This is a genomic window from Nitratireductor sp. GCM10026969, assembly GCF_042660605.1.
Taxonomy (GTDB): Bacteria; Pseudomonadota; Alphaproteobacteria; order Rhizobiales; family Rhizobiaceae; genus Chelativorans.
In genome coordinates, this window is record NZ_JBHSUM010000012.1 from 14,417 (window position 1) to 29,237 (window position 14,821).

General features: G+C 61.2%; 29 protein-coding genes. 11 read left to right on the top strand and 18 right to left on the bottom strand.

Features of this window, described 5'->3' with window-relative positions; genetic code table 11:
• Nucleotides 1-54 precede the first annotated feature (54 nt).
• From ACFP9U_RS05030 to ACFP9U_RS05110, 17 genes are all read right to left on the bottom strand, one after another.
• A complete protein-coding gene (locus tag ACFP9U_RS05030) occupies nt 55-777 on the bottom strand; it encodes a hypothetical protein (protein ID WP_378619517.1) in 723 nt (240 codons plus the stop codon).
• The gene (locus ACFP9U_RS05035) at nt 770-1,903 is read right to left on the bottom strand and encodes a hypothetical protein (protein WP_378619519.1); all 1,134 of its coding nucleotides are present in this window, start codon (nt 1,901-1,903) and stop codon (nt 770-772) included. The genes ACFP9U_RS05030 and ACFP9U_RS05035 overlap by 8 nt, the downstream gene beginning before the upstream one ends.
• Nucleotides 1,900-2,103 carry a hypothetical protein gene (locus ACFP9U_RS05040; RefSeq protein ID WP_378619521.1) on the bottom strand — a complete coding sequence of 68 codons (204 nt, stop codon included), beginning with the start codon at nt 2,101-2,103 and terminating at the stop codon, nt 1,900-1,902. Before ACFP9U_RS05040 ends, ACFP9U_RS05035 begins: the two co-directional genes overlap by 4 nt.
• Nucleotides 2,103-3,113, bottom strand: a complete 1,011-nt coding sequence (locus tag ACFP9U_RS05045) for a PD-(D/E)XK nuclease-like domain-containing protein (RefSeq protein WP_378619526.1) — start codon at nt 3,111-3,113, stop codon at nt 2,103-2,105. Before ACFP9U_RS05045 ends, ACFP9U_RS05040 begins: the two co-directional genes overlap by 1 nt.
• Before the next feature lie 2 nt (nt 3,114-3,115).
• A complete protein-coding gene (locus tag ACFP9U_RS05050; RefSeq protein WP_378619527.1) occupies nt 3,116-3,238 on the bottom strand; it encodes a hypothetical protein in 123 nt (40 codons plus the stop codon).
• Nucleotides 3,231-3,488, bottom strand: coding sequence for a hypothetical protein (locus ACFP9U_RS05055; protein WP_378619529.1), 258 nt, complete (start codon nt 3,486-3,488; stop codon nt 3,231-3,233). The genes ACFP9U_RS05050 and ACFP9U_RS05055 overlap by 8 nt, the downstream gene beginning before the upstream one ends.
• Nucleotides 3,485-3,667 (bottom strand): hypothetical protein, encoded by a 183-nt coding sequence (locus ACFP9U_RS05060; protein WP_378619530.1) that lies wholly within the window; start codon nt 3,665-3,667, stop codon nt 3,485-3,487. Before ACFP9U_RS05060 ends, ACFP9U_RS05055 begins: the two co-directional genes overlap by 4 nt.
• A complete protein-coding gene (locus ACFP9U_RS05065; RefSeq protein ID WP_378619532.1) occupies nt 3,667-3,969 on the bottom strand; it encodes a hypothetical protein in 303 nt (100 codons plus the stop codon). Before ACFP9U_RS05065 ends, ACFP9U_RS05060 begins: the two co-directional genes overlap by 1 nt.
• Nucleotides 3,969-4,235 (bottom strand): hypothetical protein, encoded by a 267-nt coding sequence (locus tag ACFP9U_RS05070; protein WP_378619533.1) that lies wholly within the window; start codon nt 4,233-4,235, stop codon nt 3,969-3,971. The genes ACFP9U_RS05065 and ACFP9U_RS05070 overlap by 1 nt, the downstream gene beginning before the upstream one ends.
• The gene (locus ACFP9U_RS05075) at nt 4,232-4,519 is read right to left on the bottom strand and encodes a hypothetical protein (protein ID WP_378619535.1); all 288 of its coding nucleotides are present in this window, start codon (nt 4,517-4,519) and stop codon (nt 4,232-4,234) included. Before ACFP9U_RS05075 ends, ACFP9U_RS05070 begins: the two co-directional genes overlap by 4 nt.
• A gap of 120 nt (nt 4,520-4,639) precedes the next feature.
• Nucleotides 4,640-4,885 (bottom strand): hypothetical protein, encoded by a 246-nt coding sequence (locus ACFP9U_RS05080; protein WP_378619537.1) that lies wholly within the window; start codon nt 4,883-4,885, stop codon nt 4,640-4,642.
• Between the two features lie 43 nt (nt 4,886-4,928).
• Nucleotides 4,929-5,165, bottom strand: a complete 237-nt coding sequence (locus ACFP9U_RS05085; RefSeq protein WP_378619538.1) for a hypothetical protein — start codon at nt 5,163-5,165, stop codon at nt 4,929-4,931.
• Between the two features lie 65 nt (nt 5,166-5,230).
• Nucleotides 5,231-5,494, bottom strand: coding sequence for a hypothetical protein (locus ACFP9U_RS05090; protein ID WP_378619540.1), 264 nt, complete (start codon nt 5,492-5,494; stop codon nt 5,231-5,233).
• A gap of 10 nt (nt 5,495-5,504) precedes the next feature.
• Nucleotides 5,505-5,768: a hypothetical protein gene (locus ACFP9U_RS05095; RefSeq protein WP_378619542.1), complete on the bottom strand. Its 264-nt coding sequence runs from the start codon at nt 5,766-5,768 to the stop codon at nt 5,505-5,507.
• A gap of 560 nt (nt 5,769-6,328) precedes the next feature.
• Nucleotides 6,329-6,610 carry a CopG family transcriptional regulator gene (locus ACFP9U_RS05100; RefSeq protein ID WP_378619543.1) on the bottom strand — a complete coding sequence of 94 codons (282 nt, stop codon included), beginning with the start codon at nt 6,608-6,610 and terminating at the stop codon, nt 6,329-6,331.
• The gene (locus ACFP9U_RS05105) at nt 6,607-6,825 is read right to left on the bottom strand and encodes an Arc family DNA-binding protein (protein ID WP_378619545.1); all 219 of its coding nucleotides are present in this window, start codon (nt 6,823-6,825) and stop codon (nt 6,607-6,609) included. Before ACFP9U_RS05105 ends, ACFP9U_RS05100 begins: the two co-directional genes overlap by 4 nt.
• 440 nt (nt 6,826-7,265) lie before the next feature.
• Complete coding sequence (locus ACFP9U_RS05110; protein WP_378619546.1) at nt 7,266-7,601, bottom strand: helix-turn-helix domain-containing protein; 336 nt, start codon at nt 7,599-7,601, stop codon at nt 7,266-7,268.
• A 96-nt stretch (nt 7,602-7,697) separates the two neighbouring features.
• Here ACFP9U_RS05110 and ACFP9U_RS05115 point away from each other — a divergent pair, with 96 nt between their 5' ends.
• From ACFP9U_RS05115 to ACFP9U_RS05165, 11 genes are all read left to right on the top strand, one after another.
• Complete coding sequence (locus ACFP9U_RS05115) at nt 7,698-7,934, top strand: YdaS family helix-turn-helix protein (protein WP_378619548.1); 237 nt, start codon at nt 7,698-7,700, stop codon at nt 7,932-7,934.
• A complete protein-coding gene (locus tag ACFP9U_RS05120) occupies nt 7,931-8,194 on the top strand; it encodes a hypothetical protein (RefSeq protein ID WP_378619550.1) in 264 nt (87 codons plus the stop codon). The genes ACFP9U_RS05115 and ACFP9U_RS05120 overlap by 4 nt, the downstream gene beginning before the upstream one ends.
• Nucleotides 8,191-8,406: a hypothetical protein gene (locus tag ACFP9U_RS05125; RefSeq protein ID WP_378619551.1), complete on the top strand. Its 216-nt coding sequence runs from the start codon at nt 8,191-8,193 to the stop codon at nt 8,404-8,406. The genes ACFP9U_RS05120 and ACFP9U_RS05125 overlap by 4 nt, the downstream gene beginning before the upstream one ends.
• The gene (locus ACFP9U_RS05130; RefSeq protein WP_378619553.1) at nt 8,403-8,999 is read left to right on the top strand and encodes a GcrA family cell cycle regulator; all 597 of its coding nucleotides are present in this window, start codon (nt 8,403-8,405) and stop codon (nt 8,997-8,999) included. Before ACFP9U_RS05125 ends, ACFP9U_RS05130 begins: the two co-directional genes overlap by 4 nt.
• Complete coding sequence (locus tag ACFP9U_RS05135; RefSeq protein WP_378619554.1) at nt 9,000-9,215, top strand: hypothetical protein; 216 nt, start codon at nt 9,000-9,002, stop codon at nt 9,213-9,215.
• Nucleotides 9,216-9,545 (top strand): hypothetical protein, encoded by a 330-nt coding sequence (locus tag ACFP9U_RS05140; protein WP_378619556.1) that lies wholly within the window; start codon nt 9,216-9,218, stop codon nt 9,543-9,545.
• Between the two features lie 374 nt (nt 9,546-9,919).
• The gene (locus ACFP9U_RS05145; protein ID WP_378619558.1) at nt 9,920-10,291 is read left to right on the top strand and encodes a hypothetical protein; all 372 of its coding nucleotides are present in this window, start codon (nt 9,920-9,922) and stop codon (nt 10,289-10,291) included.
• Complete coding sequence (locus tag ACFP9U_RS05150) at nt 10,288-10,863, top strand: hypothetical protein (RefSeq protein WP_378619559.1); 576 nt, start codon at nt 10,288-10,290, stop codon at nt 10,861-10,863. The genes ACFP9U_RS05145 and ACFP9U_RS05150 overlap by 4 nt, the downstream gene beginning before the upstream one ends.
• Nucleotides 10,811-11,722, top strand: coding sequence for a phosphoadenosine phosphosulfate reductase family protein (locus tag ACFP9U_RS05155; RefSeq protein WP_378619561.1), 912 nt, complete (start codon nt 10,811-10,813; stop codon nt 11,720-11,722). The genes ACFP9U_RS05150 and ACFP9U_RS05155 overlap by 53 nt, the downstream gene beginning before the upstream one ends.
• A gap of 91 nt (nt 11,723-11,813) precedes the next feature.
• A complete protein-coding gene (locus tag ACFP9U_RS05160; protein WP_378619562.1) occupies nt 11,814-13,199 on the top strand; it encodes a helicase in 1,386 nt (461 codons plus the stop codon).
• Complete coding sequence (locus tag ACFP9U_RS05165) at nt 13,196-14,200, top strand: DNA-methyltransferase (protein ID WP_378619564.1); 1,005 nt, start codon at nt 13,196-13,198, stop codon at nt 14,198-14,200. The genes ACFP9U_RS05160 and ACFP9U_RS05165 overlap by 4 nt, the downstream gene beginning before the upstream one ends.
• A 2-nt stretch (nt 14,201-14,202) precedes the next feature.
• On the opposite strand, the gene ACFP9U_RS05170 is transcribed toward ACFP9U_RS05165, so the two are convergent.
• The gene (locus ACFP9U_RS05170) at nt 14,203-14,457 is read right to left on the bottom strand and encodes a DUF982 domain-containing protein (RefSeq protein WP_378619565.1); all 255 of its coding nucleotides are present in this window, start codon (nt 14,455-14,457) and stop codon (nt 14,203-14,205) included.
• Between the last annotated feature and the right edge of the window lie 364 nt (nt 14,458-14,821).

Below are 14,821 nucleotides of genomic sequence, written 5' to 3' on the forward strand. Positions count from 1 at the left end.
GTTGGCGCCAGGATTGCCATTGGCGAATTGCTTTGCGGATGAGGCGACCGGGGATCATGCTGCCTCCCGCTCGATCTGGTCGATGTTCTGCTTGATGACGCGGAAGGTGAGGGCGACGACCCAAGGGTTTTCATCCCAGCCGAAGCCGCGATCCTCATTGAGACTATCCCATAGGGTCGCGAAGCTTGAGACCGGCCCCGCGCAACAACCCACCCAGTTCTCATAGCTGCGCCAAGCTGGCTCGCCTTTGAAGATGCGATCTCGCTCAACACCCTCCGCGATCGCATCTTCCTCGCTGATCTGCTGCACCCGCTGCACGCGGACATCGGTCACGAGCAGGGTGAGGCGGGATGCCCAGCGGGGCATGTGGATGGAGGGCCGGCGCTTAAAGCCCCACGCATTGAACTGCTCGTGCTCAAAGCAGGCTAGATCATCGGCGTCGTAGTAGAACGGATCCCAGGTATCCGCGCCATCGCGCATCATCTGTGGCGTGCGTTCGGGCCGCTCCCACCCCTTTTCTCGCACCCAGAGCCGGTCGCCGGGGCAGATTGGCGTTGCCCCGCCGTACAGAGGAGACCCGCCGTTAAACTCCGACAGATCGTCGAAATCCGGATTGCTGCTTTCGCCAATCCGTTTCCCGTTGAGATAACTCGGGAACATGGGCCAGCCGCCCCCAATCTCGTATGCTGGCTTGATGACGCGGCGCGTCTGCGTCTTCCTGCCGTCGAGCAGGGCGCGGACCATCGGGCCGCTGAATAGGATTGGATGGTCAGCCATTGAGCAGCCCCTCCAGATACCCGCGTGCCTTGTCCTCGGGCAGTTCGTCTTTCGCCACCTTGTCGGCCGTCTGGAGGCAGGCGCGCACGAAATCGAGGTTGTCGGGCAGCGCGTCTTTCCACCAGTCCTTCATCTGCTCGAGCGTCTGCCTGCGCTCTTGAATGGTCAGATCCGGCTCGGTCGCGGTGCGGAGGAACGCAGTCAGGCACGCTTGCGGCGTGTAAGAAGGATCGGAGGCCGGCGCCGCGGTCTCGGAAGGAGCCGCCTCATCGCTGGCAACGCTTTCAGTGGCGCCGGCCTCCGATTGGTCCGCCGCATCGGCGGGAGAGGTTGCGGCGGCATCCGTTTGGGTCTGAGGGGCGGGATCGGATGCCGCCGCGTCATCGGCGGGGGGATTCGCCGACGGTTCTTGAATGTCTTCGCTCTCGCAGCCAGAAAGCGTTTGCGTCTCGCGGGTCACATGGTCCGCGTCGAAGCCTTCACGCTCGCTGTCGTCGCCCTGTGGCTGATGCTGGGACTTCAGGCGGTCCATGACGGAGGGCGTAACGTCCTTTGCATGATCGGGGCCTTGGAATTGTTGCGCCTCGTCGCGGTCATAGACGCCGAGGATCACTTCCGGCGTGTGCCGGCGCCCCCATGCGCGGGCTGTGTAGTAGCAATGTTGCTGATCCGGGTCGGACTTCCAGAGCGGCGAGTTCTTTGGCGTGATGTCCTTGAACTTCGGAGAGCGGACCTCAAGGACGTCGCCATCGAGCTTGCCATAGGCGATGCAGACGCGCTCATCAGCTTCGCCCTCAAAGCGGAACTTGAGCCGGCCCTCGATGCCCGATCGCGTGTTGATCACGGCCATGATGAGTTGCGCCTCATAGGCTATCTGGCCATTGACGGCGTAGGACTTGGAGGCCACCGCAAAGGGCGACATCTCCCATTCAAGTGCCTGGAGCGCCACGGCCATGCACGCGCCGGCATTCCCGCGCAGATGCTTGGGCAGCGCGATGTCGGCCTTGCACATGACTTCGGCAAACCTGACGACCTCGCCAAGGGTCTGCGGCGCGATCTTCGATCCATTCCCGGACGCGATGCTGACCTGATTGATGGACGTTTCGCGATTGGCGACCTGGTTCATTGCGGCTTTTCCCTATTGACCGGCAGGGCGATGAAGAACCTGCCCATTGCTGTTTCGCGCTTGATCTGGCTGATGCTCCAGTTCTGGAGCCATCCGGCGTTCTGCGGCTTGTTGCCGTTGAAGACGACATCGCCGGTCATGATGAAATCGATCACCATCATGGGGTCATGTATGCGGCCGCCGCGCTCCCACTTCGCCATTACGCGGCCTCCTGTTCGCGCAGATCGTTGTCGATGCGCGTCTTGGCCCAGGCAGGCATTTCGACGTAGGAGATGTGCTGATCGAACCCGTCATAGCCGGGCCACTCGTTGCGCTTCAGGCACTCGCGCAGAAGATTCAGCCCCTGCCGCGCCTGGCGCTCGCCAAGGTCGATGTCCGTATCCTTGAGCTGCATCACCCGGACATCGTAGGGGGGTGCCTTCTCGACAAAGACGAAGGTGAAGGACGTGAAAGCGTCGGGGCCAAGCACCTCGCGCACGATCATACGCATCAAGCCGGCTTGGACGTGGTAGCCGTGGGCGAAGATGGCGCGCGAGAGGCTCTCATTGTCCACCGATGCCGCAGTCTTCAGGTCCACATAGTCGCCGGACGAGACCGGAACGGCATCGGGGCGCGCCTTCAGCCAAATATCGCCGTCTTTGTGGAAGATTGATCGCTCAATCTTACCGTTGAGGATGCCGAGCCGGATCGCCTCCTTGCGGGAGAGAGCATCGGCCATATGCCGAATGTGGTTGATCTCGGTATCGGTAATAACCGTTCGCCCGGCCTCGGCTTGGTCGGTCAACCATGCCTTGCACCAGTTGGAATTGGCGTTCCAAGCCTTCGGCTCTCCCGTCTTGCTGTCGGGATATTTGGCAGGCCGCAGGGAATACCGCTCCGCGAAGCCATCCTCGCCCAGCAGGAGCATGTGAGCAGCCTTGCCGAAATCGAGCGACGATTTGGTTTCCGGCTCCTCCCGATTGGGATTGTAGGGCGATGTCCACCAATACTCGGCCGGCCGACGAAGAAGGGTGCGCAGGCCAGAACTCGAGATCGAGAACCCGTCGAACAGTTCCGGGTCGTGGTGATAACGCTCGATATCCACGCCGGCATACACGCCCGGCTCGGTGATCTTCTCCCCGGTCCAAATGCGGTCACCGTGCAAGCCGCCTACGATTTGCTCGGCAATGCTTCCGATGGATTGCATGGCATCGGTGTCAATGTCGGTCATAGCTAAAACCTTTCGTAGTAAACCCGTGTGAGTGCGTAGATCGCGAGGCCCATGGCCGGGCCGCCGGGGCCGATTGCCAGCGCAAGCGTGATCATCAGGGCGAGGAGGAGTGCGGTCTCATGCATCGGAGCCTCCCGTCTTCGCGCGCACGGCAAGCATGGCGTCAGCCGCTCGATATGCGCGTTTGGCAGCAGCGACCTGGATATCGTCGGAGAGGTCGGAACTCGCGTGGTCCGTGAACCACTTCGAGGCGTAGATGCCGGCGAGCGCTTGCCCTGCGAAATGGTCGCGGAGGGACATTCCAGGCTCTGCGAACTGGAAGTCGGGCTGAACAGCGATCGGGAATGCCTGTCCGCCGTCACCAATATTGCTCATGCCGCGTTCCTTTCCATCTTGATCAGCTCCGGCGCCGCGCAAACCCGCTCGGCTTCCTCAAGGGACAAGCCGGCGTCGATGAGCGTCAGAAGGCGCCTGGTGTGCTTGCAGGACATCGCCTCGCGCTGGGTGCGCGACGTGTCGATGAGGGCGATTTCGGACAGGTGATCACGAAACATCACGCGCCTCCGAGAAGGTGGCCGCGACCGGCTGCGATCATGTCCCGGCGATAGGTACTGTCGTCCGGGCCGCTACTCGACATGAGGCGTTCTTGATGCTCGACCCATGCCGCCTCAGCGCGGTTGTCGTGCCAGTCCTCGACGGCGTCGATGCACTCAAAGAGGGACTTGCCGCTGCAGACGGTATCGCCAAAGTCCTCGCTGCGGGCGATCCAGCCATCATCAGTTTCCACGATGATGAGGTCGCGATAGATCACGAAACCCTGTGTGGTGTTGATCCGAGCGGTTGCCATCGTGCCCATCACGCCGCCTCCCGCTTCTCGTCTTCCAGAAGATCGTCAAGGATGCTGTCGTCGGCCTCGACCAAGCCCTGGATCTTGTGCGCGATCTTCAGGAAGGCATCGGCAAGCTCCGGGTCGGGATGGTCGTAAAGATCGATCCCGTCGCTGGTCATGCCGGTGACGACGAACGTGGGGCCGGCGAGCGTCCGCTTCAGGCAGACCTCGATTTCGACCTCGAAGTCGTACAGCGGCGCGATGTCGGGGTAGCGGGTGAGTTTGAGGGTCATGACCGGCCCTCCGCCTTGTCGATAGCGGCGTCGATCTCGCGCATCGCGGGGTGATCTGGCCCCAAATCGCGCAACTCCGACTTCGCCTCTTTCAAGGCTTCCAGCATGTCAGGAGCGGCCGCAAACATATCCGGCCCATAGCTCCCGAAGTAGCCGGAGAAGTGGACGTAGATGTTGCCCCAGTCACCCTCGGCGTGAAGCCAGTCGCTTGCCACCACGAACTGTTCTTCATGTCCGGTGCGATGAACGGACAATGGCCCAGGCGTGTGCTTAACGTCCACCATCAGAACCTCCCGATCAGCTCGGCCGCGCCCGTCGCGGCGACGTAGAGCGCCATCATCACCGCCATCGCGGCGGTCAGATTCAGCGCGTCCTCGATCAATGCGAACATGGTTCATCTCCCATCAGTCCCGGCTCGTGCCGGGGGTTTCGGGTTGAGGAGTGGGGAGGGAGGCGTTCCAGCGGCGAGCAACTTCCTCGGCGAGTTTGTGCGCCTCATAGTCCTCACCGAACTGGATTGACCGGTCTCCGATGCTCAGGATCGTGCCGCCGCCGTATCCGTAACCGTCGCCGCTAAAAGCGGGCAGCGTGGTCACAACGGCCTCCTCGGAGAAAAACCGATCGACTATTTCCTGCAAGCGCGTCTTCATCTCGTCCTCGTCTCTGATCACCGGGGCCTGGGTGGGGGAAGGGTTAGCAGTGGCAGTTGCCGGGGACCGCGGGATTGCCGCGCCTCTTTCCGCACATGAGGCAGTTGCCCGCGCCGACCTCACGACGTCTGGCACCAAGCCCGTCATCGTGGTGCGTCATCGGCTCTCCGCAGCGGTGGCAGTGATCGTCCGGGCGTCCGCCGCTTTTCATCGACGCGACGCCGCAGCACGAGGAAAAGGGGGTGCTGTTGAAGGCATTTGCTGTCTTGGTGAATGCCATTGTTCATCTCTCCGTATCGGAAGGGCTCGGGAAGCCGGCCAAGTGACGCCGGTAACCTGAGCGCTTCAGGCGCCACTCACTGCGCGCTGCCCGGCTGCAACTGCTTCATCGCGTGTGGGGTATTCGCCGCCGTCAGCGCGCATCGGGTTGCCGGCGAGCGTGAGCGTCACGCCATAGCGATCCGGGTAGATGTTGCCCTTCCAGTCCGTGCAGGCCGGGAGGAGGTGGATCGTGTAGCTTCTGGCTATCGGGCTCATCTTCATTTCCTCCTTGCGGGTCTCACCGTGGGGTGAGGGTTCGTGAAACCGGCCCGGGAAGGCCGGAAACATGAAACCTCCGTCAGTTGAGAATACCGCTGAGACCCTTGTCGGTGTCGGGATCGGAACCGCCCGTCTTGCGAGCACCGTAGCTGCTGGTGTCGATGCCGAACTGGTCAGCCACGGTCGGGTTGCTCGAACCGGCGCGGTCGTATTCGCCGTCCTCGTTCTGGAACTGCGCGGCCCACTGGCTGATGGCGTCGAGCAGATTGGTCGGCTGGTCGGCCTGCGCGGCGGAAGCCGTCATCAGTCCGGCGGCGAGGGTGGCTGCGAGAATGGATTTCATGTCGTTCTCCTTTTGCTGTGGTTGCTCTGATCGACGCCCCCAGATCGGCCCTGAGCTTCTTCGTGGCGGCTGTTCGATGGAGGGAATAGTTGCAAATCGTGCAACCAACGTCAAGCGAAAAAGTTGCGACTTGTGCAACTATTTTTTCTGGGCTAGAAAAGCAAAACCCCGGCGCGAAGGCCGGGGCTGCAACTTAAAGAGAGCGGATGGTTGAAGACGGTGGCGCTCTCGCCGTTTGGAACGCGGTATCTGGATACCACTGGGCGCGAGCATAGTCCAGACCCCACTCCGAAAGACCGAAGGGGTGCTCGCCGTGGCGGAACCAGCCGTCACGAGAAAGTGCGGTCGAGAGTTGGCACTGGTATTTGACCAACTCACCCGAAGCGACGGGCGGCTCCGGCAGCCAAGATCGTCAGGGTTGGGGGCTAACCCACCGGATGCTGAGAAGCACGGGGGCTTAGTCCTCCTACACCCTCACTCCGGGACCCTCCATCAACCAAGACCTGATAGAGACACTTCAGAAGAAAGATAATCTGAGACGTTGAAGAGTAGGTGCTGGGCTACTCGTCGTTGAGCACGCCGGGGTCCGTAAGGCCCATCGAGATAGACCAATCGCGCAGCGCCTCGTTCACGGCATCGTCGCGCGACACGCCACGCGCCGCCGCCCATTCGTCGATCACATCTGCAATATCCCGGGTGAGAATCGTCGTGCCGACCTGCTGGGTTTTATTCTCCACCCGGAGAGCTGCGCGGCGCAGGAGGATCTGCAGATCGGAGCGGGACAGATCGTCGATCCCGTCTGCCGCGTCCATAAGCTGCTGAGCGAACGCTGAACTGGTCATTTCTTTCGGCTCCCCTTGGAGAGGATAGCCACAGTATCAGCCAGGAGTTTCAGCGCAATCTCGCGATCGCCATCAGTCAGGTCAAATGATCGCTCGAGCCGCGCCGCGATCTCTGCATTGATGCTTCGGTCGTTCTCGACGGCGGCGAGCTTGATCCGCTTCATGAGATCGGCGGACAATCGGAGGTGGAAGCTGGGCGGCTCTGAAGAAGGCATGCCCTGCTTTATGGCCGAAAGGCTAAGCCGCTGAAATGGTTCCTCTGTCTGGTATGAATGTACCGTTAATAGTGCCGTCCGTCCCCGCTATTCACAGGCCGTCACAATCCAGCAGCCTACTGTGCATAAGCAGGAATGCGAAGTAAGCCGAAGGTGGTAGGGTTAAAAGATGGGACCGGGAGACCCCAGAACAGTCGAGTATGAGCTATGTCAAAACGGACTGAATATGACGCAGCTAGAATAAGCAGGCGGGCGCTCATAGTAGGGATCGCCGCAACAACTTCTGGAGGCCGGGCGGGGGCGAAAGAAAACCCTAGGATGAGGGTTGGAGTTGCTGCGGAAGCTCTGGCGAAGTCGATGGAGACCATCCACGGAGGTGCATGGATGGTGAGCGTTGATCATGAACGGCGGGTGATCCTTATCATGTCCGAGAATTGAGGTCAGGTGCCGGTCTTCTTGTCAGGGAATGCGCTTTCGAGGATGCGCCTGGCGCGCTGCCTCTCTTCCTCGTTTCGCTCTCGGAAGAACGTGGCAAGCCAATCATCATCAGGATGGCGGAAGAGACCGTCCGTCGTGGTATGGAACAGAGCAGCCAGCCTTTCCAGATAGTGATCTGACGGAAGCTTTCCTTGGAACCATCGCGTTACGAGGCTTTTGTCGGCCCCGATTTCACGCGCGATGTCTGCCCGCTTGAGGTTCCGGCGCGCGGCCCACTCTGCGATGTAGTGCTTTCTGACCGGCTCTTTGTCCGTATGGATACGCACGGGGTTGGACATCGTGCAACCATACTTCCAAGGGGCTTGGCCAGTCGTTAGCATGCGGTGCAACTTTTCTTCTTGACGGTAGTTGCAAGATTTGCAACTATTCGCTTCATGACGCACGAAGCAAAACACCCCCTGAAAGCCCACCGAGAGGAAACCGGCGACACGCTGGAAAAGCTGGCGCGGCACCTCAATGTGCATAAGACCACGATCATGAGGTGGGAAAACGGGGAAGTGTTGATCCCTGTTGATCGCCTTGCCGATGTCGAGCGCATCACTGGTATCCCGCGCCACGATCTGCGCCCCGACATCTTCGGCGCCGCTCCCGCCAAGGAGCCGGCGGAATGAGCGACTGGAACTTCGACATCTCCCAAGCCCCCAAGGGAAAGACCGAATACGTCACGACCGGCAAGACCGACAAAGATGGTCGCCCGGTCCTGAAGAAGGTCCATATCGCCCCTCGCATTATCGCGGCCGGCAATGGCGACGTCGTCACGCTGAGCCGCTGGCTACCAGATGAGAGCCGTTGGGAGATGTTCACCAAGGATGCTCCTCCGCTCGCGTGGCAGCCTTGGCCTGAGAATCCGTTCTCGGAGATGCCCGAATGACCTCTTTCACCAACACAGATCGCCGCCACCTCCTCCCGGCGGCGACAAGAACCGGGGAAGCGCGCCCGTCTTCCCCGGTTCCCTATTCCACCGCCGAGCTTGAGCGCCGTCCCGGCTGCTTGCTCGGCCTTTCCATCGTGATGGTGGGCGCGGCGCTCTCTTGGTGGGGCCTCGTCACCTTCGCGAGAATGGCGTGGGAGCAGATGCAATGAATATGCATTTCGGCCCCTCTGGCGCTGTCGTGCGCTGGGAAGACGAGCAAAAGCAAATCATCGCGAAGATGCTCAAGGACGGGTCGACGGCGCGCGAGATCGCCGCACAGTTCAGCGTCACCCGAAATTCCATCATCGGCATTGTCGGACGTGACAAGGCGCTTCGGGAGATCGGGTTTTCCCGCAAATCCTACGCTACGCGCAAAAGCGGAGCGTCGAAGGCCGAGCAGATCGTTGGCGCGCTCAAGGCAAATCCTGACGCGGATTATGATGGCATCGCAGCCGAACTTCAGACGGTTCCCGTTTATGTGCGCCAGGTCGCTCGGCGGTATCACCTCCTGCGTGCCGCGCCGCGGTCGCCATCCCGGCAGAGAAAGCGTGCTGCCTTCAGCGAGCCTATACCGGATCACGCCCCACCGCCCCGTGTCGTCGCCCTCGTCGCCCTCAAGACGAATGAATGCCTCTACCCGATAGGTGATCCGAAGGAGGCCGGTTTCGGCTTCTGCGGTCGTCCGGCAGGCGAGGGTACGCGCTACTGCGCCTTTCATCACAGGCTTTGCCATGCGCGCCGTGATGTCGAGGAGGCGGCATAGATGAAGCGCAATCCTCGTAAGAGCAAGCGCACAACCGCGCACCTCAATCTCAAATTCACCGTCCGCGACGTCGACTGGATATTGGCCGAAGCGCGCAAGGATCGCGGTGCAGAGGATATCGCGAACCGCCTCACCAGGAGCGGCACATACGCGACAGTCGCGGAGGTCGAGCGCATCTGCGCCGATGCCGGTGTGTTCGTCAGGAGGACTGGATAGATGTCCTACGATCTCGTTCCCGGCATGCGCGTCGTTTGCGTCAACTCTGAAGATCATCGCCGCTACGGCGACGAAATCATGCCAGAGGTTGGCGTCGTCTATACCATCCGTATGGCGGGGCTCGATGAAATCGACGGCAATTCTCTCCTCAGGCTTCGCGAAATCATAAATGAGGAACGGCTCTATTGGTGCGCGGCATTGGGCCGCCACGTCTTTCTCGAGCCATGTTTCGACGCGGAATGGTTCCGTCCCCTCGACGAGCGCCGCCTCGACGTCTTCCGCGAGGCTTTGAAGAAGGCTCCCGATCCGAAGGTTAGGGAAGAGGCATGACGACATTCTTCGTCGCCCTCCTATGCCTTGCTAGCGGCTTCGTGGCCGGTGTTCTCGCGTGCGATCGGGAGCATGCACGTCGAAAAGGGTCGCCAACCTGCATGTGCGGTGATCTGACGTTTCGCGGGTCTCCTGAAGACGCGGTGCGGCGAGGGGGTGCATGATGCCCCGCTCGCGTCCGCATATCCGAACAGATCGAGTTGGATCGCAGAGTGATCTTGGCGGGTCTTCCTGCGTTCCATACGTCATTCCTTTCTTGCCGTTCGATATCGAGCCGTTCCGGCCCGCGAACGAGGAAACCCCCGCTCGCTACGAGTGTGAAAGTAGCGACGGAGTTTTGGAAAATGTCCCAAAAGCCTTGGGAGAAATCACAAATGTCTGAGTTGGTTTTTGCGTCGAAGACAATGCAGGAGGTGATCGCGCCACCTGGCGCGGCGCCCAGTATCAGCGCCCGCATTCGGGAAGCCGCACGCAAGCTGCGGTGGACGTATTGGCGGGCTCATAGCGTCTGGTACGCCGATCCGCGCGTATCCATCAAACCGCGCGAACTCCGCAAAATCGAGGAAATTTCAGGTGTCAGATACGGGCAGGAAGAAGCCGAAGAGATCGACCAACTCATCGCCCGCGCCGACGAATTTTTGGCGCGACGAGATCCGCATCCCGACAGCGCGCTTGCTGCTGCGCTACGCGCGTTCATTGGCGCTCTGGATCGCGCCGGAAATCAGGAAGGAAAGGCAGGACGATGACGAAGGCTAAGGCCAAGCAGGAAGAGACGCCCGGCACCGGGCATAACAGCGAGTTGACCGAGAACGAGCGCAAGTCGCTCTTCTTCCATCACCTCAGAAAGCGCATGGAGCACAACCGCCGTATCGATGAGGCGAAGGCCGAGAAGAAGGCCGACGGTAAAATCGCCCAGGCGGACGATGTTGTGCTCGGTGATTTGGATTACGCCATCAAGGCTCTCAATGCCGACGACAAAGCCACGATCACCGAGCGTTTCATTGCGGAGGGCGAAATCCTGTCATGGCTTGGCCTGACACCCGGATTTCAGACCGATCTACTCCGCGACCGGGCGCCGGCGATTGAGCGCATCGAAAAGCAGGGTGAGCTCGCCGGATTGGCAGCGAAGGACCGCGAGAGCGGATACGGCCCCGGCTCCGACGAGGATCAGGCGTGGCTCCGAGGATATGACAATGGCCAAGCCATCATGCGCGACAATCTCGAGGCCGCAATGACGAAGAAGAACGCCGTGGCCAATGGCGACGATGGCGACGAAGAACCCTTCCCCGACGAGGAACCGGCCGAAGCCGCCGAGTAACCCACCGCGTAGCCCGGCGCCGGCTCACAGGCGCTCCTCAATTCCACCTTGGGCAACAATGAACATAGACAGCAGCAAGAGCATCCTTCGCGAGGCTATAGACCGGTTCAGCCCGACGCACATTGTTTCCATGGTGTCGGGCGGTAAGGATAGCGCGGCGTCCGATCAGGTGGCCCGCGAATCGGGCGCGAAGGTTGATCTCGTCATCCATGGCAATACGCGTTGCGGCATTCCCGAAACCACTCAGTTCGTTCGCGAAACCTACGGGACGCTTGGCGACTATGTCGAGGCAGACGCCGGCACAGCCTATGAGGATTACGTTTTCCGCAAGGGCTTCTTCGGCCGGGGCATCGGCGCGCACGGATTCTCCTACCGTGTCCTGAAGGCCACGCCGTTCCGCAAGGCCGTATCGAAGTATATTCGCAAAGGCCGCAAGGGCGTCCGCATTTTGCTCCTTAACGGCGCGCGCAAGGACGAAAGCGAAAACCGTCAGAAGCATCTGAAGGTATTCCGGCAAGACCCGGCTGCGCCCGGCAACATCTGGGTGAACATCATCCATGATTGGTCGCAGGACGACCGGGACCGCTATCTCGACAACCGGGCCACGCCGATCAATCCAGTTGCGAAAGCGCTCTGCCGCTCGGGCGAGTGCATGTGCGGCACGATGCAGACGGCAGCGGAACGCACAGAGGCAGCGGTTCTCTATCCGCAGTGGGGAAAATGGCTTTCAGAATTGGAGGCCGAAGCGAAGCGCCTTCACGGGTTCGGATGGGGCGAGCCGTTCCCTCAGCCGCGCGATGAGCGCCAAGGCGATCTGTTTCAGCCCATGTGCAAGGACTGCATGAGGGCCGCGGCATGACCGAGCAACAGAAGCATTTCGCACTCATGGCCGTGCTGGCGGGGATCTTCATGGCGCTGTTCATTGCGGCGCTGATGATGGGGGCGCGGTGATGGACGCATACGCGACCTTCCTCGAACGCAAGCGCATGGTCGATCCGATGACCGGCGTTGAGGGCACGATTGATCTGCCCGGCTTCCTCTTTCCGCATCAGGCCGACATTACCCGCTGGGCGCTCCGCCGCGGTCGGGCGGCCATCTTCGCCGGAACCGGCCTCGGAAAGACGCTGATGGAGCTCATCTGGTCGCAGCGCGTGTCCGAGTATACGGGCAAGCCCGTTCTTCTTCTCGCGCCGCTGGCCGTTTCCTATCAGCACGAGCGCGAGGCGACCGCCTTCGGCCTCTCTGCCAAGGTTGTGTCGGCCCGGTCGGATGGCGCGATCGACGTCACCAATTACCAGAAGCTCGACCATTTCGACCTTTCTGCCTTCGGCGGTATCGCGCTGGACGAAAGCTCGATCCTGAAAAGCACGGACGGAAAATATCGGACGCGGCTGATCGAGGAATGCGCGCAGATCCCATTCCGCCTTGCAGCGACGGCGACGCCGGCTCCGAACGATTTCATGGAGCTTGGCAATCACGCCGAATTCCTGGGCGTCATGTCCTACACCGACATGCTCGCGACCTTCTTCACGCATGACGGTGGCGACACGCAGAAATGGCGCCTCAAAGGCCACGCGGAGGAAGAGTTCTGGAAGTGGATGGCCTCGTGGGCGGTGATGCTCCGCAAGCCGTCCGACCTTGGATATCCCGATGTCGGATATGAGCTTCCGCCCCTGAAACGGCACCAACACGCCGTGACGGTCGACTACGCCCCGAGCATGGATACCGGGTTTCTGTTCCCGATGGAGGCGCGGACCCTGCAGGAGCGCATCGCAGCGCGCCGGGACAGCGTGTCGGAGCGCGTGAAGCTCGCCGCATCGATCACGCCGGCTGATCGGCCTTTCGTGTGGTGGTGCAATCTGAATGCCGAGAGCGAGGCTCTGGCGAAGGCCATTCCTGGCGCCGTCGAGGTTCGCGGGTCCGACAAGGACGAGGACAAGGAGCGCAAGCTCAACGCCTTCACGGCCGGCGATATCCGCGTCCTGATCACCAAGCCATCGATCGCCGGGTTCGGCATGAACTGGCAGCACTGTGCCGATACCGGCTTCGTCGGCCTCAATGACAGTTTCGAGCAGATTTACCAGGCCGAGCGCCGGTTCTGGCGTTTCGGGCAGACCAAGCCCGTCAACGTCCATTTCATCGCCGCCGAGACGGAAGGCGCGGTCGTAACCAATCTGCGCCGCAAGGAACGCGATGCCGAGCGGATGGCCGCCGCGATGGTCCGGCATATGGCCGATCTGTCGAGCGCCGAAATCCGCGGCACGGCGCGCACCGTCCCTGACTACAACCCGACGCAGCGGCTTGCGCTGCCCGACTGGATAGGAGAGCCGGCATGAGGCAGGCCGACGACATCAAGGCCGTCGATCAGGTCGTGACGAAGGATTACGCCATCTACCATGGCGATGCGTGCGAGCTTATCCGCGCCGTGCCGGATGGATCGGTTCATTTCGGCGTCCACTCTCCGCCTTTTGAGGGGCTGTACAAATTCAGCGCCCACGATCGCGACCTATCGAACAGCGAGGGCGAGGACTTCTGGCGGCACTACGGTTTTATCATCGATGAGCTTCTGCGGGTGACGATGCCGGGCCGGCTCCATTCCGTCCACTGCATGCAGCTTCCGACATCTAAAGTGCGCAACGGCTTCATCGGCATGCGTGATTTCCGCGGCGAGGTCATCAAGGCATACGAGCGCGCCGGCTGGATCTTCCAGAGTGAGGTCTGCATCTGGAAAGATCCTGTCGTCGCCCAGCAGCGCACCAAATCAATCCGGCTCCTGCACAAGCAGATCATCAAGGACAGCACGATAAGTGGGCAGGGGCTTGCCGATTATATCGTCACCTTCCGAAAGCCCGGCGACAATCCCGAGCCTGTAAGCGGCATGTTCGATGCCTGGGTGGGCGATGGAAGCATCGATATCAGCCGGAACGCTTATGAGCGTGATGCGGCCCGGATGCGCGCCGAAGGCCGCCAGCCCTGGTCATTCGAGCAGTGGGCTTCGGTGCTGGTTTGGCAGCGTTACGCCTCGCCAGTCTGGACCGATATCGACCAGACGCGGACGCTCCAATACCGCAATGCTCGCGATGAGAAGGACGAGGTTCACATCTCGCCCCTGCAGCTCGACGTCATCGAGCGCTGCATCGACCTGTGGAGCAACCCCGGCGACGTGGTTCTGACGCCGTTCCTCGGCATCGGCAGCGAGGTCTACGCCGCGGTCGAGATGGGGCGCCGCGGGATCGGTTTCGAGATCAAGGACAAATACTTTCAGCAGGCGGTGAAAAACATCGCGGAGCTTTACGCGGCACGCACGACCGACCTTTTCGCGGAGGCCGCCGAATGATCTCACTCCGCCAAAATATCCGCCTCCTTCGCCGCGGCTATGAACGCACCTCGCGCTACCTCGGGATCGCACTTCCCCTTGAGGCACGCGAGCATCATCTCCATCGCCTTCACATACGCCGGTCCCTTCGGCGCTCGCTTCGGCCAATGGCTCATGAGGATGGTCGCAGCCTTCGCGGCATCACCCACAGTCCAGCGGACGCTACCGGCTTTACCGGCGAAGACGACGACGGGCTCGCTCCACGAAATCTCGGCCATGCCCATGAATGCGCGGGCGGGGAGGTGGTTGCATGCGCGTGAGGCTCAATATAGCCGGCCATCGCTTCGGTAAGCTTGTCACCGTGGAGCATTTGCCTGGAACCAGAAAGGATCGCGCCAAATGGCTATGTAGGTGTGACTGCGGTCGTGAGACGGCGGTTCACCAATATTCGCTACGAAAGGGTCTCACGACGTCGTGCGGCTGCGGCCGTCGGGGCGTCACACCTCACAACGTGATTGATCTTGTCGGTAGAGTGTTTGGCAGGCTCACCGTCGTGGCGGCAGCCGGAAAGTATAAGACGGGCCAGATTCTATGGAGATGCGCGTGCGAGTGCGGCCGCTCGACTATCACCACGTCGACCAA

What these genes read in the sequence shown, in the direction of transcription:
- ACFP9U_RS05170 (WP_378619565.1), bottom strand. Translation starts at nt 14,457, where the DNA reads ATGGCCGAGATTTCGTGGAGCGAGCCCGTCGTCGTCTTCGCCGGTAAA.
- ACFP9U_RS05035 (WP_378619519.1), bottom strand. Translation starts at nt 1,903, where the DNA reads ATGAACCAGGTCGCCAATCGCGAAACGTCCATCAATCAGGTCAGCATC.
- ACFP9U_RS05095 (WP_378619542.1), bottom strand. Translation starts at nt 5,768, where the DNA reads ATGAAATCCATTCTCGCAGCCACCCTCGCCGCCGGACTGATGACGGCT.
- ACFP9U_RS05050 (WP_378619527.1), bottom strand. Translation starts at nt 3,238, where the DNA reads ATGCATGAGACCGCACTCCTCCTCGCCCTGATGATCACGCTTGCGCTG.
- ACFP9U_RS05070 (WP_378619533.1), bottom strand. Translation starts at nt 4,235, where the DNA reads ATGACCCTCAAACTCACCCGCTACCCCGACATCGCGCCGCTGTACGAC.
- ACFP9U_RS05165 (WP_378619564.1), top strand. Translation starts at nt 13,196, where the DNA reads ATGAGGCAGGCCGACGACATCAAGGCCGTCGATCAGGTCGTGACGAAG.
- ACFP9U_RS05065 (WP_378619532.1), bottom strand. Translation starts at nt 3,969, where the DNA reads ATGGGCACGATGGCAACCGCTCGGATCAACACCACACAGGGTTTCGTG.
- ACFP9U_RS05060 (WP_378619530.1), bottom strand. Translation starts at nt 3,667, where the DNA reads ATGTTTCGTGATCACCTGTCCGAAATCGCCCTCATCGACACGTCGCGC.
- ACFP9U_RS05155 (WP_378619561.1), top strand. Translation starts at nt 10,811, where the DNA reads ATGGCGACGAAGAACCCTTCCCCGACGAGGAACCGGCCGAAGCCGCCG.
- ACFP9U_RS05140 (WP_378619556.1), top strand. Translation starts at nt 9,216, where the DNA reads ATGTCCTACGATCTCGTTCCCGGCATGCGCGTCGTTTGCGTCAACTCT.
- ACFP9U_RS05085 (WP_378619538.1), bottom strand. Translation starts at nt 5,165, where the DNA reads ATGGCATTCACCAAGACAGCAAATGCCTTCAACAGCACCCCCTTTTCC.
- ACFP9U_RS05100 (WP_378619543.1), bottom strand. Translation starts at nt 6,610, where the DNA reads ATGACCAGTTCAGCGTTCGCTCAGCAGCTTATGGACGCGGCAGACGGG.
- ACFP9U_RS05150 (WP_378619559.1), top strand. Translation starts at nt 10,288, where the DNA reads ATGACGAAGGCTAAGGCCAAGCAGGAAGAGACGCCCGGCACCGGGCAT.
- ACFP9U_RS05040 (WP_378619521.1), bottom strand. Translation starts at nt 2,103, where the DNA reads ATGGCGAAGTGGGAGCGCGGCGGCCGCATACATGACCCCATGATGGTG.
- ACFP9U_RS05090 (WP_378619540.1), bottom strand. Translation starts at nt 5,494, where the DNA reads ATGTTTCCGGCCTTCCCGGGCCGGTTTCACGAACCCTCACCCCACGGT.
- ACFP9U_RS05105 (WP_378619545.1), bottom strand. Translation starts at nt 6,825, where the DNA reads ATGCCTTCTTCAGAGCCGCCCAGCTTCCACCTCCGATTGTCCGCCGAT.
- ACFP9U_RS05075 (WP_378619535.1), bottom strand. Translation starts at nt 4,519, where the DNA reads ATGGTGGACGTTAAGCACACGCCTGGGCCATTGTCCGTTCATCGCACC.
- ACFP9U_RS05145 (WP_378619558.1), top strand. Translation starts at nt 9,920, where the DNA reads ATGTCTGAGTTGGTTTTTGCGTCGAAGACAATGCAGGAGGTGATCGCG.
- ACFP9U_RS05160 (WP_378619562.1), top strand. Translation starts at nt 11,814, where the DNA reads ATGGACGCATACGCGACCTTCCTCGAACGCAAGCGCATGGTCGATCCG.
- ACFP9U_RS05110 (WP_378619546.1), bottom strand. Translation starts at nt 7,601, where the DNA reads ATGTCCAACCCCGTGCGTATCCATACGGACAAAGAGCCGGTCAGAAAG.
- ACFP9U_RS05125 (WP_378619551.1), top strand. Translation starts at nt 8,191, where the DNA reads ATGACCTCTTTCACCAACACAGATCGCCGCCACCTCCTCCCGGCGGCG.
- ACFP9U_RS05080 (WP_378619537.1), bottom strand. Translation starts at nt 4,885, where the DNA reads ATGAAGACGCGCTTGCAGGAAATAGTCGATCGGTTTTTCTCCGAGGAG.
- ACFP9U_RS05115 (WP_378619548.1), top strand. Translation starts at nt 7,698, where the DNA reads ATGACGCACGAAGCAAAACACCCCCTGAAAGCCCACCGAGAGGAAACC.
- ACFP9U_RS05045 (WP_378619526.1), bottom strand. Translation starts at nt 3,113, where the DNA reads ATGACCGACATTGACACCGATGCCATGCAATCCATCGGAAGCATTGCC.
- ACFP9U_RS05055 (WP_378619529.1), bottom strand. Translation starts at nt 3,488, where the DNA reads ATGAGCAATATTGGTGACGGCGGACAGGCATTCCCGATCGCTGTTCAG.
- ACFP9U_RS05130 (WP_378619553.1), top strand. Translation starts at nt 8,403, where the DNA reads ATGAATATGCATTTCGGCCCCTCTGGCGCTGTCGTGCGCTGGGAAGAC.
- ACFP9U_RS05030 (WP_378619517.1), bottom strand. Translation starts at nt 777, where the DNA reads ATGGCTGACCATCCAATCCTATTCAGCGGCCCGATGGTCCGCGCCCTG.
- ACFP9U_RS05120 (WP_378619550.1), top strand. Translation starts at nt 7,931, where the DNA reads ATGAGCGACTGGAACTTCGACATCTCCCAAGCCCCCAAGGGAAAGACC.
- ACFP9U_RS05135 (WP_378619554.1), top strand. Translation starts at nt 9,000, where the DNA reads ATGAAGCGCAATCCTCGTAAGAGCAAGCGCACAACCGCGCACCTCAAT.